The organism is Leptolyngbya cf. ectocarpi LEGE 11479, from assembly GCF_015207065.1.
GTDB classification, from domain to species: domain Bacteria; phylum Cyanobacteriota; class Cyanobacteriia; order Phormidesmidales; family Phormidesmidaceae; genus Leptothoe; species Leptothoe ectocarpi.
Genome location: NZ_JADEXP010000035.1, coordinates 1 through 13,634, shown reverse-complemented (window position 1 = coordinate 13,634; position 13,634 = coordinate 1). Strand labels below are relative to the sequence as shown.

13 protein-coding genes and 1 pseudogene are annotated in these 13,634 nt (G+C 50.1%); 8 read left to right on the top strand and 6 right to left on the bottom strand.

Features of this window, described 5'->3' with window-relative positions; genetic code table 11:
* Positions 1 to 242 precede the first annotated feature (242 nt).
* The 7 genes from IQ260_RS06390 (at position 243) to IQ260_RS06360 (ending at position 8,486) form a co-directional block, all read left to right on the top strand.
* Positions 243 to 1,400 carry a DegT/DnrJ/EryC1/StrS family aminotransferase gene (locus tag IQ260_RS06390; RefSeq protein ID WP_193991918.1) on the top strand — a complete coding sequence of 386 codons (1,158 nt, stop codon included), beginning with the start codon at positions 243 to 245 and terminating at the stop codon, positions 1,398 to 1,400.
* A gap of 46 nt (positions 1,401 to 1,446) precedes the next feature.
* Positions 1,447 to 2,376, top strand: a complete 930-nt coding sequence (gene crtB / locus IQ260_RS06385) for a cyanoexosortase B (RefSeq protein ID WP_193991917.1) — start codon at positions 1,447 to 1,449, stop codon at positions 2,374 to 2,376.
* An 83-nt stretch (positions 2,377 to 2,459) separates the two neighbouring features.
* Positions 2,460 to 3,158: a cyanoexosortase B system-associated protein gene (locus tag IQ260_RS06380; protein ID WP_193991916.1), complete on the top strand. Its 699-nt coding sequence runs from the start codon at positions 2,460 to 2,462 to the stop codon at positions 3,156 to 3,158.
* A 150-nt stretch (positions 3,159 to 3,308) separates the two neighbouring features.
* Complete coding sequence (locus tag IQ260_RS06375; protein ID WP_193991915.1) at positions 3,309 to 4,778, top strand: polysaccharide biosynthesis/export family protein; 1,470 nt, start codon at positions 3,309 to 3,311, stop codon at positions 4,776 to 4,778.
* 277 nt (positions 4,779 to 5,055) lie between these two features.
* Positions 5,056 to 7,272, top strand: a complete 2,217-nt coding sequence (locus tag IQ260_RS06370; protein ID WP_193991914.1) for a GumC family protein — start codon at positions 5,056 to 5,058, stop codon at positions 7,270 to 7,272.
* Positions 7,273 to 7,412: 140 nt separating this feature from the next.
* Positions 7,413 to 7,742 (top strand): MgPME-cyclase complex family protein, encoded by a 330-nt coding sequence (locus IQ260_RS06365; protein WP_193991913.1) that lies wholly within the window; start codon positions 7,413 to 7,415, stop codon positions 7,740 to 7,742.
* Between the two features lie 111 nt (positions 7,743 to 7,853).
* Complete coding sequence (locus IQ260_RS06360) at positions 7,854 to 8,486, top strand: hypothetical protein (RefSeq protein ID WP_193991912.1); 633 nt, start codon at positions 7,854 to 7,856, stop codon at positions 8,484 to 8,486.
* Positions 8,487 to 8,527: 41 nt separating this feature from the next.
* Here IQ260_RS06360 and IQ260_RS06355 read toward each other — a convergent pair whose 3' ends face one another.
* From IQ260_RS06355 to folD, 3 genes are all read right to left on the bottom strand, one after another.
* On the bottom strand, positions 8,528 to 8,980 hold the full coding sequence (locus IQ260_RS06355) for a divergent PAP2 family protein (RefSeq protein WP_193991911.1): 453 nt from the start codon (positions 8,978 to 8,980) through the stop codon (positions 8,528 to 8,530).
* Positions 8,981 to 9,004: 24 nt separating this feature from the next.
* Complete coding sequence (gene crtE / locus IQ260_RS06350) at positions 9,005 to 9,913, bottom strand: geranylgeranyl diphosphate synthase CrtE (protein ID WP_193991910.1); 909 nt, start codon at positions 9,911 to 9,913, stop codon at positions 9,005 to 9,007.
* Positions 9,914 to 9,999: 86 nt separating this feature from the next.
* The gene (gene folD, locus IQ260_RS06345) at positions 10,000 to 10,869 is read right to left on the bottom strand and encodes a bifunctional methylenetetrahydrofolate dehydrogenase/methenyltetrahydrofolate cyclohydrolase FolD (RefSeq protein ID WP_193991909.1); all 870 of its coding nucleotides are present in this window, start codon (positions 10,867 to 10,869) and stop codon (positions 10,000 to 10,002) included.
* A 110-nt stretch (positions 10,870 to 10,979) separates the two neighbouring features.
* Between folD and IQ260_RS06340 the strand changes: the two genes are divergently transcribed.
* Complete coding sequence (locus IQ260_RS06340) at positions 10,980 to 11,408, top strand: hypothetical protein (RefSeq protein WP_193991908.1); 429 nt, start codon at positions 10,980 to 10,982, stop codon at positions 11,406 to 11,408.
* 16 nt (positions 11,409 to 11,424) lie between these two features.
* On the opposite strand, the gene IQ260_RS06335 is transcribed toward IQ260_RS06340, so the two are convergent.
* The 3 genes and pseudogenes from IQ260_RS06335 to IQ260_RS06325 form a co-directional block, all read right to left on the bottom strand.
* Positions 11,425 to 11,703 (bottom strand): hypothetical protein, encoded by a 279-nt coding sequence (locus IQ260_RS06335; RefSeq protein WP_193991906.1) that lies wholly within the window; start codon positions 11,701 to 11,703, stop codon positions 11,425 to 11,427.
* A 157-nt stretch (positions 11,704 to 11,860) separates the two neighbouring features.
* A complete protein-coding gene (locus IQ260_RS06330) occupies positions 11,861 to 13,381 on the bottom strand; it encodes a carotenoid oxygenase family protein (RefSeq protein WP_322744907.1) in 1,521 nt (506 codons plus the stop codon).
* A 27-nt stretch (positions 13,382 to 13,408) separates the two neighbouring features.
* Positions 13,409 to 13,634 (bottom strand): annotated as a pseudogene (locus tag IQ260_RS06325) (folate/biopterin family MFS transporter); the annotation flags it as partial.

Genomic DNA, 13,634 nt, shown 5'->3' with positions numbered 1-13,634 from the left:
AACCACCCACTAAACCAAATAAACAGGAGAGACTAAATGAAACAGCAGGCAGCTTGTATGTAGCTATCTCATTTAGGGAAAGGCTCGGCTGCCGATTGTGTTTCCTGAGCCCTCCATGTCTTTGTCTGGGGGATGCTCTGTCTGGGGAATATTAATAAATATCAATTACGTATATGTCTATTTAACCATCGCCAACCACAGCGGTAGGAGCAGCGATCAACGTCCAATCGTAATTTCACCCCATGGCTAATCCACATTTTGTCCCCTTTGTTGATCTATCCCAACAGCATGCTCCGCTGCGTCCACAGCTCCTAGCGGCGATGGCGGCGGTGGCCGAGCGAGGGGACTATATCTTGGGGAACGCTGTGGTTCAATTTGAGCAGGCGTTTGCTGCTCTTTGCGGGGCTCAATTGGGTGTCGGAGTGGGGTCAGGTACCGACGCATTAACCTTAGGTTTACGGGCGTGTGGCATTGGCCCTGGGGACCAGGTGATCCTACCCGTCAATACGTTTGTGGCCACGTTAATTGGTGTGCTACAGGCTGGGGCGACGCCTGTTTTTGTGGACTGTGAGCTAGATACAGGGCTGATGGATTTAGCGGCAGCAGAACGGGCGATTACCCGGAGAACCCGTGCCATTATCCCGGTTCATCTGTATGGTCAAATGGTGTCGCCCAGTGGTCTGCGATCGTTAGCTGAGACCCACGGGGTTACCATCTTTGAAGATGCCGCCCAGGCCCATGGAGCTGAGCGAGAAGGGGTAAAGACTGGGAGCATTGGACTAGCCGCAGCGTTTAGCTTTTATCCCAGTAAAAACCTGGGGGCGATGGGCGATGGCGGCATGGTGGTTACGCAGCAAGATTTGGTCGCCCAAACAGTGCGATCGCTACGTAACTATGGTTCAACCCGTAAGTACTACCACACCGACCCTGGCGGAACGAACAGTCGTCTAGATACCTTACAGGCCGATATATTAAACATAAAGCTAGCGCATTTGGCGGCTTGGAACTGCGATCGCAATCGTTTAGCCCAACTCTACGATGATGCCTTCAAACCCCTAGCGAATCAGGGCTTAATTCCCATGGCAAATCAAAGCGGCGGTGGTCATGTTTATCATCTCTATGTGATTCGTCTAACCCGTGAGTGTCCTATTGATCGCACGCGTCTGCAGCAGGAACTGGCGGTGGCTGATATTCAGTCCGGTATTCACTACCCAGTCCCTTGCCATTTGCAGCCTGCCTTTCATCATTTAGGCTATCAGCCTGGCGATTTCCCCATTGCTGAGCAGCTAAGTCAAGAAATACTCTCACTACCGATGTATCCCGGTATGACCGATGACCAACTGGCGTATGTTGCCAAGACGGTTGTGGGATTGGTCCAAACCTGTCCCGTGTTGACCTAAAAACTGAATCTTAAAAACCTACTAATTCAAAAAAACTACTAAATGTATGATTAGCATTCCTCCAACAAAATCTCCACGGTGGTCAATTGAGCTAGCAACTCTCAGCTGTTTAGCCATCCTCTATGGGCCTTTGTTATTTCACTGGGTATGGGATGGCTGGATCAACAAAAATATTAGTATCCAGCATGAATACTTCAGCCATGGAATTTTAGGAATTCCCCTTGCCTTCAAACTAGTGTGGGACAAGCGGCAAACCTGGCATCAGCTGGTTGATCGGCTCCACTGGTCAGGCGTTGTGTGTTTAGCGGTCGCCTTTGTCTTTTACACCAGTGGAGTTATGGATGCAGTTAACCTGTCATTCCCCCTGATGCTGACAGGCCTTTTACTGTGTCTAAAGGGGCCAGCGGGTCTGAAGCTGATGCTCTTTCCCCTGGTGCTGATCGTTTTTTCCACTCCTACACAGCTACCTTATTTGATTGAACCCTATATCTTGCCACTCCAGAGGTTTATTGCCACAGTGGCAGGCACTATTTTGCATGGTTTGGGCTATGAGGTTGAGGTCAACAACATCTACTTGAGCATGAATCAGCAGCTTGTAGAGGTCGCCCCCCACTGCGCAGGCTTAAAGATGCTCTTTACAAGCTTGTATATGGGGTTAATTCTCACCTATTGGACCGATTTATATCGGTCCAAGCTACGCACAGGCATATTCTTTGTAGGCATCATTTCAGTTAGCGTGATTGGCAATATCCTGCGCAATACGATTTTGACCTTTTTCCATGGCCACAGTATGACAGCAGCCTTTCACTGGCTGCATGAAAGCTGGGGTGGTGATGTCTATTCTGCGGTGATGTTGGGCGCATTAGTCCTGATTGTCAATGCAATCCAAACCCACGTGCCTGCCACCCTAGCAACTGTGACTGTTCAAGATGCCGGTACTACTTCCATGTCGTCACCACCACCCTTCGACTTTTGAGCTTTTTAATCAAGGGCGTTACCAGTTTTCTGTGCAATAACCCCTCAAAATGCTCATTTTGACCATTCATAAGGTTCTAGCCGATGGCTCTGTCATTTTTATCCTCAGATGCTCCTAAATCTAAGTCTCGGCTAAAGTGGCTAGTCGTTGCTGTCCTCGCGGCTATCATTGCGGCTGTAGCTATTCCTCAATACCTGTCTGGTCAGTGGCCCTGGCAATCACCTCCAGACGTGCCTCAAATTCGTCTGGTGCGAGGCTTAAAAGAAACTGGGTTAAGTCTAGAAGGCTGGTCTGAAGAGTTCCAGCAAAAAATTGCTATCGGTGGCGATCAGTGGTCAGTCCAGCAATTGACCCCTACGAATAACGCTGCTCCAGAGCAAATGATACTCTTCCTAAAACCTCAAGGCCAGTCTAAAGACCAGCCTGAAGTGGAGTGGATTGACCTAAAAGGGGCTCAAAAATGGCAAACTTCTAACCATCGACGCTTGCGCATGGGGCCTTTACGCGTTGATACGTTTCGGGCCTGGACATCCAGTCAAACCTTTGCCGTGGCTCAATGGTATGCCTTACCCCACGGTGGTCACCCAGCACCGCATCACTGGTTTTGGCAAGATCAGTTATATCAGTGGAAACGAGGCGAGCGTCTCCCCTGGGTGGCGGTTAGTGTCTTGGTACCCATGCCCCCACTCGGTGATATATCGCTGTTTTACTCTGATTTAGAGCAGCTCAGTCAGCTGGTGCAAACATCTTTAGGAGAGACTGTTTTTTCTGCTGACCTGTAGCATCGTTAGACGCTAATCGAAGCTACGGCTGCTAGATCATCTTCGGATGGTGTATGAAGATAGGCTACAGTGGCTACATTGCAAAACGTATCGTTCTCATAGGTTATCTGTAGTCAAATATATACTTTTATTGATTTTTGTTGAGTTAATATGGCTCTGCTCAAAGATACTAACGCGATGTATGAACCGTGTTCCTTGCGAAAAGCCAGTGCCTTGGCTATGCAGCTGTTGCTAAGTACGGTTTGCTGGTATCTGTGGCAGAAACCTAGCTTGGCTCAGCTCGATCCGTTGCCTGCAGAAGGTATCTCTGAAGAAACTTCCTCCGAAAGGGTTACAGAGGAAATAACACCCCTCACCCCATCCGTGCCGCCGCCAAATGAAGACCCTACTCTGTTGGATGCCGATGTTGTTCCGTCTGAGGTCGATCCAGGCTCTGGAGAGCCTACGGTTGAGCGCTTAGATCTCCGCCCCACTCTTGATGACTTAGACCCTCGTATCCGTACAGGCTCTACGCCGGAACCGGTGGAAGACGCGTTTGAGCAATATCGTCTGGGTCCGGGCGATGGCATTTTTGCCAGTGTACAGAGGTTTCCCGATCTTTCATTTCAAGCCACACTTGATCAGCAGGGAAATGTGATTTTACCTATTGAAGGCGCTGTCTCATTCGAAGGGCTTACCCTCAATCAGGCAGAGAATAGGGTACGAGCTGTTTATAACCAATATGTCGTTTTATCTGAGGTGCGTTCCCTGGGGCTGGCTAATGCTCTCCAAGGTTTGCCATATCAGGTGGCAGAGTTAGAACTCAATCAGCGTATTGGTTCAAGTTATCAGGCCTTGCGAGCGAATAACCCTCGTCAATATGGTGTGCCTGATGTGACGCTAACCCTGACTGCCCAGCGCGGTGTGGAGGTGATTATGCTAGGTGAAATTGAACGTCCAGGTTTATATCCTCTAGCTACCCCAAGGGTGACAGCGGCCCTGTTGGCTGCAGGAGGGGCACGTAGTACAGCTGATTTGCGGGAAATCCGTATTCAGCGGCGTTTATCTAACAATCGTGTGATTGAGAAAACGCTCGATCTATACACGCCTGTCCGGGATGGAGTCCCACTACCGGAAGAGCGTCTAGAGAATGGAGACGTTGTCATTGTTTCTCGCCTAGATCCAGCCCAGGCCTATGACTATGATGTTAACTTTGTCTCGCGTTCCACCCTGGCGCAGCCTGAAATTCTAGTTCGGGTTGTGAACTATCCTAGAGGTGCAGTTGGAGGGCAACGCTTACCCAATGGCAGTACATTTGCTGATGCTTTAGTGGGCGATGCTGTTAGAGGCGGCAATGGCCTGGGTTTACCCCTCAATCAAGCTAATCTCCGGTCGGTGGCGCTTATTCGGTTTGATCCAGAACAAGGTGAGACTATTGTTACCAAGCTGAATGCCAAAGACGCTATCTATGGTGATCCAACCCAAAACCCACCGCTCAGAGATAATGACGTCATTGTCGTAGGTCGGAATTTTATTAATCGGATTACCTTTGCAATTGATACGATTACCCAGCCTTTCCAAGACGTATTGAGCTTTCTACTCTTTTTTGACGGCATCTTTGATAATGATCTATTTAACTAATAATGACTGGGAGGTGCTGTATTTACGGCATGTATGCTTAGCGATGTAAGTTACTGGCCGTTGCTACTCCGAACTATGATTTCATTTGAGAAACATTGGCTAGTACCGCATTTCATAGATCGGTTTATCCCTGAAATCAGCAACAGCAACTACTGGATTAAGCTATGCTTTCCTTAGCTATCAGGATGTAAAAAATTAGACCTGTTATAGCTTGTGGGTTTATATCTGAGAAATATCCCAAGCCTTTTATCTAGTTCTCTTTATCCAGCGCGAAGCCATGGTATCTCCTATTATCAAGCGATATCTGTTAGCTGTTCAGCGATATAAGTGGGCTGGACTAACCTGTTTGCTTTCGATTGTGGGTGCGTCCGGCGTAGTTGCTTTGCAGCCGCCACCTCCGGTTGAATATTATGCTGAGGGGATGTTAGTGGATAATTCCCCCCTGGTCTCTTTGACGAATACAGCGGATACGATTGATCAGCTGGGGCGAGGAATTATCAGTGAAGACCAGCTACTGCCTGAAGTTTTGCTCAAGGAGGTTTCCCGCCAGCTCGTGACTCGAGGTGTGGAGCTAGCACCGGACGAAATTCGTCGGAATACGACCGTTGTTGTCAGTGGTGGCAAGAAGGACGAGCCTGGGGTGAGGGCCGTTGTTCGCTTTATTCATGACGATGAAGAAACGGCAACAATTGTTCTAAATACCTTGTTCCAGGGCATGGTCGAACTCAGTCGAGTTCGTAATAAAGCTAGATTGCAGGCGATTATTGATGCGCTCAATGAGCGTTTACCCCCCATTGAAAGCGCTCTAAGGCAAGCAGAACAAACATTAGAGCAATATGATCGTCAAAGAGGTCCGGCGATTCAAGCGGCTGAAGATGGTAGCTTGCTGGGGCAAATTTCCGGTGGGCAGCAGCAAAGACGGCAAAATGAAATTGCCATTGAGGATATTAGGACTGAGATGCAGAGCCTGCAGCAGCGTCTCGGCATGTCACCGACAGAAGCCTATGTTTCATCGGCATTGAGTGCGGATCCCATTATTGCCAATCTGCGTGTTCAGCTTTACGGGATTGATACTCAGTATCAGCAGCTCAAAGCATCTGGGTATCGGGACAGTCATCCTGCCGTTCTTGAGCTGAATACTACAAAACAAACCTTAGGTGCTCAGTTGTCTGAGCGTGTAGACGAGGTTTTTCCAGGTCTTAGTCGTCAACTGGCTACGCTGCCTCAAGGGGCTGCCGTCAATATCAATCAAAATTTGGACCCTGCGCGGGCTGCATTAGCGAATCAACTGATTGATTTAGAACGAGAAGGGGCGCGGCTAATACGTCAAAATCAGACGTTGGCAAAAGTAGAGCAAGATTTAAGACGTGATTATGCTGGGTTACCCAACCTGCAGTTAGAGCGTGAGCGGTTGGCCAACCAAGTAGGGCTGAAAAAGTTGCTCTATGATCAAATTCAGGCGCGTATTGTTGATGCAGAGGCGGCGGAAGCTGAAACCGTCAGTAGTTTAACGGTAGCTAACCCGCCCACAGCTGTTATTAATGAGCCTGAAAAGCCAAATCCTGCGACGATTTTGCTGGCAGGGGGGCTGCTGGGTCTAGTGGCAGGCGGAGGTATCATTTTCTTGCTTGATATGTTGGATGGTACTATCCGCACACCTGAGGATTTAGAGAAATTATTGCGCGATCAGGATATGCCTATACTGGGGGCAATTCCGGTGATTCGAACGCGACCTGCTAAAGCGGCTCCTATTTTGGTGCAGGCGGATTCTCAGTATCACAGCAGCTATGAGCGCTGTTTAAGTAAGCTCCGTTTGACGGGGTTTGAGGACAGCGTGATTGGTCCTCGGGTGGTGCTGGTCACCAGCACGATTGCTAATGAGGGGAAGAGCATCACTGCCTATAACTTAGCGATTGCTGCGGCCCAAGCTGGTCGTCGTACGCTTTTGGTTGAATCAGATTTGCGATCGCCTTCTAAAGCTCAGTATCTGGGGTTAGTCAATGACGACCGTGTCTTGCTAGAACCCTTACGCTACTACGGTGGCAGCATTGGTGACAATGTTCGCATGGTGCCTTCTATTGAGAACTTGTATGTTTCCCCCAGTCCTGGGCCTCAGCGGCAGGCAGCCGCAATTTTAGAATCAAGTGAGATGCGTCGTTTCTTGGACGATGCTCGCGAGCGCTTTGATATGGTGATCTTGGATACGCCATCCTTGAGTCGTGTGGATGATGCCTTGCTCTTAGAAGAGCAAACCGATGGCATGGTTCTGGTGGCCCGACCTGGGGTGACGGAGAGAGCGGTTCTAAATACTGCCCTTGAAGAACTCGATCTGAATGAAGATATTCGCTTATTGGGAGTGCTCATTAACGGAGCTGATGCTGCTCTCCAGGATGATGAGGTGGATGATGACTTCCAAGATGATGACGACGATAGCTATGTGCTAGTGGAAGATGAGATTCCTCGTCCGGTGGCGGCAGCACCGGTTGATTTCTAGGTGTGGGCGTTGCTCCATAGCGCGCAAGGTTTAATTACGCATGCTAACGAGAGTCTGCATTCCCTGCTAGAATCCTGTCTATTGGATTTGCAAACTGGGTTCGCTAGCGGACTCCTCGACTTTAAAAGTTTTTAAGACGTATGACGACATACTATTACGCCGTAGCAAGCCAGCGCTTTCTCCTGGAGGAAGAGCCTCTAGAGGAAGTTCTCAAAGAGCGACGACGCTATTATCAAGAACAAGAAAAAGAGATTGATTTTTGGTTGATTAAACAGCCTGCTTTTTTGGAAGCGCCTGAGCTAGCAACGGTTAAATCGAGCTGTCCACAACCTGCGGCAGCGGTGGTTTCAACGGATAAGGTGTTTATCACCTGGCTGAAGCTGCGGCTGGAATATATTGCGACTGGAGAGTTTAAGGCCCCGTTGGCATCCGTGAGTGATCCATTGGCATCCTTGGCGGCTGCGGTCTGAACAAGCGGAGACTGGTTGATAGCTGAGCTAGCTCTTTAGGATCTTGACGATTTCCTAAGGCTAATGTGGTTTCTGGTGTAAAAACGGTTTAGTCATCTAGGAGATATGGCTATGGGGTATCGGTGGCTAGGTGGGGCAATCATTGTGTTGCTGAGTAGCGGTTGGGCTGGGCAAGGGATGGCCCAGAGCTATCCTGATTGCCCACCGCCAGCGAGTGGTGAGTATCTATTGCTGGTGCGTGGTGCTGATGAATCGGAGCGCGATCGCACCCTGTCAATACTGCCCGTCGATAAACCCACGTTAGTGTGTAACTACTTGGGGGATACCGTTGTCCGAGCTGGAGGCTTTGACTCTCTGGAGGTGGCTAACTCCTGGGCTCTATATATGAGTGACATTGAACAACTGGAGACGGTGGTTGTAGAATCAACGGCATATTCTCCAGAGCCAACTGCCCCAGATGAGCCCGTCGCTGAAAGCGCACCGATGCTGTACCAGCCGACGCTGCTGGGTGAAGGTGTGGCTGTGCTGGTGGACTATCAGCAAGATCCTGCCATTGGTCGTAATTTGGCTCAACAGGGCAATGTTGGTTTAGCTGTGTATCTCCAGCAGCCCTATTTACTGGTGCTCCATACGACAGATACATCGGCAGCTGCGGCTAGATTACAGCAGTTAGTTGACAGTGGCCTGACCTCGTTTTTGGTTGATAGTCAGCAGGTGATCAGACTAACGGATACTATTCGCTAGCTACGGGCCTCAAATTAATTTCTATGCTCTTTGCGTGTTTTCTAATAAGCAGGGGCGGCTAGCAGACCGATAAAAACGCCTAGGGCGGCCCCTGCTACAACCTGCACAGGAGTGTGACCTAAGAGTTCCTTGAGCCGATCTTCTTGAAATTCGTGCTCGTTAAAGAACTCATCCACAATTTGGTTGAGCACCCGTGCTTGTTTGCCTGCGGCCTGCCGGACTCCGGCGGCATCATACATGACGATGACGGCAAATACCGTTGTCAGGGCAAAGGCTGGACTTGACCAGCCGATGGTCTGGCCAACACCACAGGCTAAGGCGGTAACAAGGGCTGAATGGGAGCTGGGCATGCCGCCTGTTTCGACGAGGACCCGAAAATTGAGCCGGTGGTTAGTAATGCCTTCGATGATCAACTTCAGCAGCTGGGCACTCAAGCAGGCTACTAAGGACACCACAAGAACGTGGTTTTGAAAAATCTCGCTAAAGGCTTCCATATGGATGTAGATGTTGATGAGATATTAGTGCGTGCGCGCGATAATGTAATCTGCGATCGCAACCAAAGGCTGCTGTGAGGGACCCAATGGGCTCAGTTCGTCCTTGGCTGCTTGAATCAAGGTATCGGCCTGCTTTCTCGATTCATCTAGACCCCAAATACTCGGGTAAGTAGCTTTCTGAGCCTGAACGTCCTTCCCAATAGATTTACCGAGTTCTTCCTGGGTAGAGGTAATGTCCAGCACGTCATCTACGATTTGGAATGCCAGGCCAATATTATTGGCATAGCGGGAAAGCCGCTCCACAGTATCAGTGTCTGCGCCGGCTAACACCGCTCCGGCTACGACAGAAACCTCCAGGAGGGCAGCTGTCTTATGCATGTGGATAAAATTCAAGGTTTCGATGGACGTATCGGGGTTGCCCTCAGATGCCAAATCCACAATTTGACCCCCCACCAATCCAGCCGCACCAACAGCGCGTCCCAGGCGACGAATCACCTCTAAAACAGCCTTGGGCGGTACACCTTCAGTGCGATCGGCAATAAACTCAAACGCATAGGCAAGCAGGGCATCCCCGGCTAAAATCGCCACATCATCACCATAGACCTTATGGTTGGTGAGTTGGCCCCGGCGATAGTCATCGTTGTCCATGGCCGGTAGGTCATCGTGGATCAGCGACATCGTGTGTACCATCTCAAGGGCGCAGGCCGTGGGCATGGCTTGTGCCAGCGTTCCTCCTACCAGTTCGCAGGTGGCTAAACAGAGAATCGGTCGTAATCGTTTCCCCCCTGCCATCAGGGAATAGCGCATGGACTCATAGATGGTTTCGGGATAGACCACCGTTAGTGACTGTTCGAGAGCTGCTTCAACCTCGGCACCCTGGGTGGTGAGGTAATTTTTGAGGTCAAAATCAGCAGCGACATCAGTGGTGATCATGATTACAAGAAAAGATAAGTACGAACCTGGCGACTTACGAACCTAATTATGTGGAAGTGCGATCGCGTGCAAAGGCTAACTATTAATTAACCATTAAATCGCTTACGGTAGCTTAATAATGTATTTTGCAACAACATGGTCACGGTCATGGGGCCAATTCCACCAGGCACTGGAGTAATTGCCCCAGCGATGGGCTCTACACTATCAAAGTCTACATCGCCCACCAGCTTGGACTTGTCTGATGTCGTATCTTGAATGCGGTTAATGCCGACATCAATAACGGCGGCTCCTGGTTTGACCCAGTCAGCATTAATCATTCCTGGACGGCCAACGGCAGCCACTAAAATATCAGCCTGACGGCATAGCTCAGGCAAATCTGTCGTCCGAGAATGGGCCATGGTCACGGTGGCATTAGCCTCTAGTAGCATGAGTGCCATGGGTTTGCCTACCAGAATGCTACGACCCAGCACCACGGCCTTTTGCCCTGCTGGCTCAATATCGTACTCCTTGAGGATAGCCATGACCCCTGCAGGGGTACAACTACGAAGGCCAGACTCGCCCCGGATTAAGCGACCCAGGTTTTCAGGATGCAGACCATCGGCGTCTTTGGCTGGATCAATCCGATTGAGCAGAGCCACTGCATCTAAATGGTTGGGGAGGGGTAGCTGAATTAAAATGCCATCTACGCGCGGGTCTTGGTTCAGTTGATCAATCAGGTCGGCTACATCGGCTTGGGCGGTATTAGCCGGTAGGTGTGAGCCAAAAGAGGTAATACCCACCCGCTCACAGGCGCGTTCTTTATTGCGCACATAAGCGGCGCTAGCCGGGTTGTCTCCTACCATGACAACGGCTAAGCCCGGCGGTCGCTCCATCGACTTGCGATCGCTAGTGATATCGGCTGTTAGCTGAGATTGGATCTTTTGCGCAAGTGCTTTGCCATCTAACCGTTGGGCCATGAAAAATTTGCTAACTTTATGGGCGACAGTGCCCATGGAGCTAGTTGATTAGGGGATACTAGCCACATTGGCTGTCCTCAGATTACCAAAGGCTATCCCCCGACCAAAACATGGCCGCATCAGCGATGTATTTTTTTGACCGTAAATTTTCTTTATTGGGTACAGGTGTGGGACTAATGGCTTTGTGTGTAGCTTGCCAAGCGCCATCCGGTTCTCGGATTCCTGCCCTATCGTTACCAAGAGCGACTGTCGCCATTGAGTCATTGCGACAGCCGCAGCGCGTTGAGCGGTCACTGCCCTTAGCGGGAGCGGTCACTCAACGATTAGCAATTCTGAATGGTTGGCTCTACCAGCTGGATGATGGTACCGGACAAGTCTGGGTGATGAGCCAGCAGCCGGCACCCGCTGTGGGGGCTAAGGTTTATGTGGATGGGGTTTTACGCTATGAAGCAATAGTGATTAATGGGGCAGATTTGGGTGACTATTATTTAGAAGAAACGCAGCGACAGCTGGCTGAACCCGAGATGCCTGATAAATAAAATCATCTGCTGCACCTCAGAGTGACTGGGCGTCTACCAGCGTTCTCAGGTGAATAGGTGTGACTGTTTCGTTGGACGGTGCAGCCTGGTACACATCATTAGCCACCAAATAACTATCTAGGATAACTTGAGCGTCAGCAGCAGACTTAAGCTGATAGGTGACAAAAAATCGGTAGGATGCTTGGCCAGGTCGGAAATTAGGACTGTTTTCCCAAACATCAAGGCAAACGCCGTCAGCGTTAGGACGTAGTCGATAATTGAGGGTTTCCTTCCCTGATGCTTGGTCGTGACTCATTGGCGGTACGGGTGCTACTTGTTACTAGATGACGTACGCATAGTTCCCGCCTGTGCTCGGACGTCAACCGTTGAATGGCATAAATAGGTGCTATCCCCTACGGATAAGGAGCCTATCAATGTGGTGTTCTACGTAAAAGACGCTCTGGCCAAAACCATCACGTCAGATCTTGCGCAAAATTACCGTGTAATCCATAGGGGATATGGTGGGGGAGTTTGAGGATAGCAATCGGCCCTTGCTCAATCCGCTGAGCATCTAAAATGACGAGTTCCGAGCAGCGACGCTCGGCGTTGTAAATCAGTCCTAATACCCAACCATCATCCTCTGCGTTTGCTTGAGGTCGCGGGACAAAGATGGGTTCACCCGCAAAGCCACGGGGAGCAAAACTCCAAATCTCTTCTTGACCTGTTGCTAAGTCGCGTTTGAGGATGGCCTGGAGGGGGGCGTTACCCTGGGCTCGATGGGCAACACCGATGTACAGATAGCGGTAGGGACGACCGACGTGCTCAGGGTTTAGGTCCGGAAACTCGCAGCCTCGCTCAATCAGACACTCAGCCTGACTGGTGCTGGTGGCCAGGTCCAATTCAAAACGCCATAGTTGCCCCTCAGGAATGCGACTAAAATCGGCGTCTAAGTAATTTTCTGCCCCTTTAAGATCGGGAAATTCTTGATAGCAGATGGAATCTAGGTACAGTTTGCCGTCCTGTTCAAAGGCATTGGCATGGTGGAACACAAAGCAGGGTTGGAGGTCGATGGTCTGGATGGGACTGGTGCCATCCCGAGGTATCAGGATGGCACGCGTGGGTTGTTTGGGGTTGAACTGAATGCACTCAGCGGCGCCCTTAAGACCGGCTAGATACGGTATGGGGCTAAAGCTGACCGGATTTTGAAAGAAGATGCAGTAGTTGGGGGTGATGGCAAAGTCGTGTAAAAAGGCAAACCCTGGGATATTGTGCTGATGGGTGTGTACCAGACGACCCTTGAGGTCAAATTCGTAGAGGGTAATTGTGCTGGAAAGGCCGGTTTTGACGCCGAAGTTGACTAGGCGAGGTGTGCGATCGCACCCCGGATCAACTCGAGGATGGGCTGAAAATGCCTCTCCAGGCCTCAATACCCCCTCTAAAGAATCCAACCCTAATGTTTCTAACGTTTTAGGATCGAGCTGATGAGGCTCAGCCGCCTCCCAAAGAGCCAGCAGTTTGCCGCCCCAGTAAATGACATTAGTATTGGCAATATTTTTCAGGCGCAGGTCAAAAGCATTAGCGAACGGACCGCCTGGTTTTTGCGTACCAAATACACCACGGTACAGAGGTTTACCCGCCGCCTGTTCTTTGACATAGCCTTCGGTCCGCACAAAGCGGTTACGAAAAAAAGCTTTGCCCTTCGAAATAGAAATGGCCGTAATCATGCCATCGCCATCAAAGGGATGGTGCACAGGATGGCCAGCAATGTCGAGTAACCCTGGACCATTGCGGAATAGCGTTCCAGTTAGCTCATCAGGGATTGTCCCCTCAATTTCATCGATTTCATAAGCGTACTCATTAGGCTGTGAACAATAGCCGCTACGCCAATCGTCCATATCAAAATCTGTAGATGCGCTGGGAGAGGGAAGAGTTTGCATGTGTAGGCGGTAAAAAAAGTGAAAATAGACATTGGCCCACTGGCCATATTTGGACATCGGCAGCCTGTTTGCACGGCTCCAAATCTATAAAGAACTCAAGGCTGGCTCTGGTGACTCTTCTTCGGTGGTCGATCCATCCAGCGTTTCCAGCGCCGTATTATCAGCGTCCGACACCGCCGAATCGCTGGGCAGTAAAAACAGCAACGGTAAGGGCAATAGCGTGGTCAGATTCGTAATAGTTACTAACAGCCACAGATTGTCAAAATCTGCCTCAGTCACGTGTAACCAATGGGTTAGCAAGGCTCCCAGT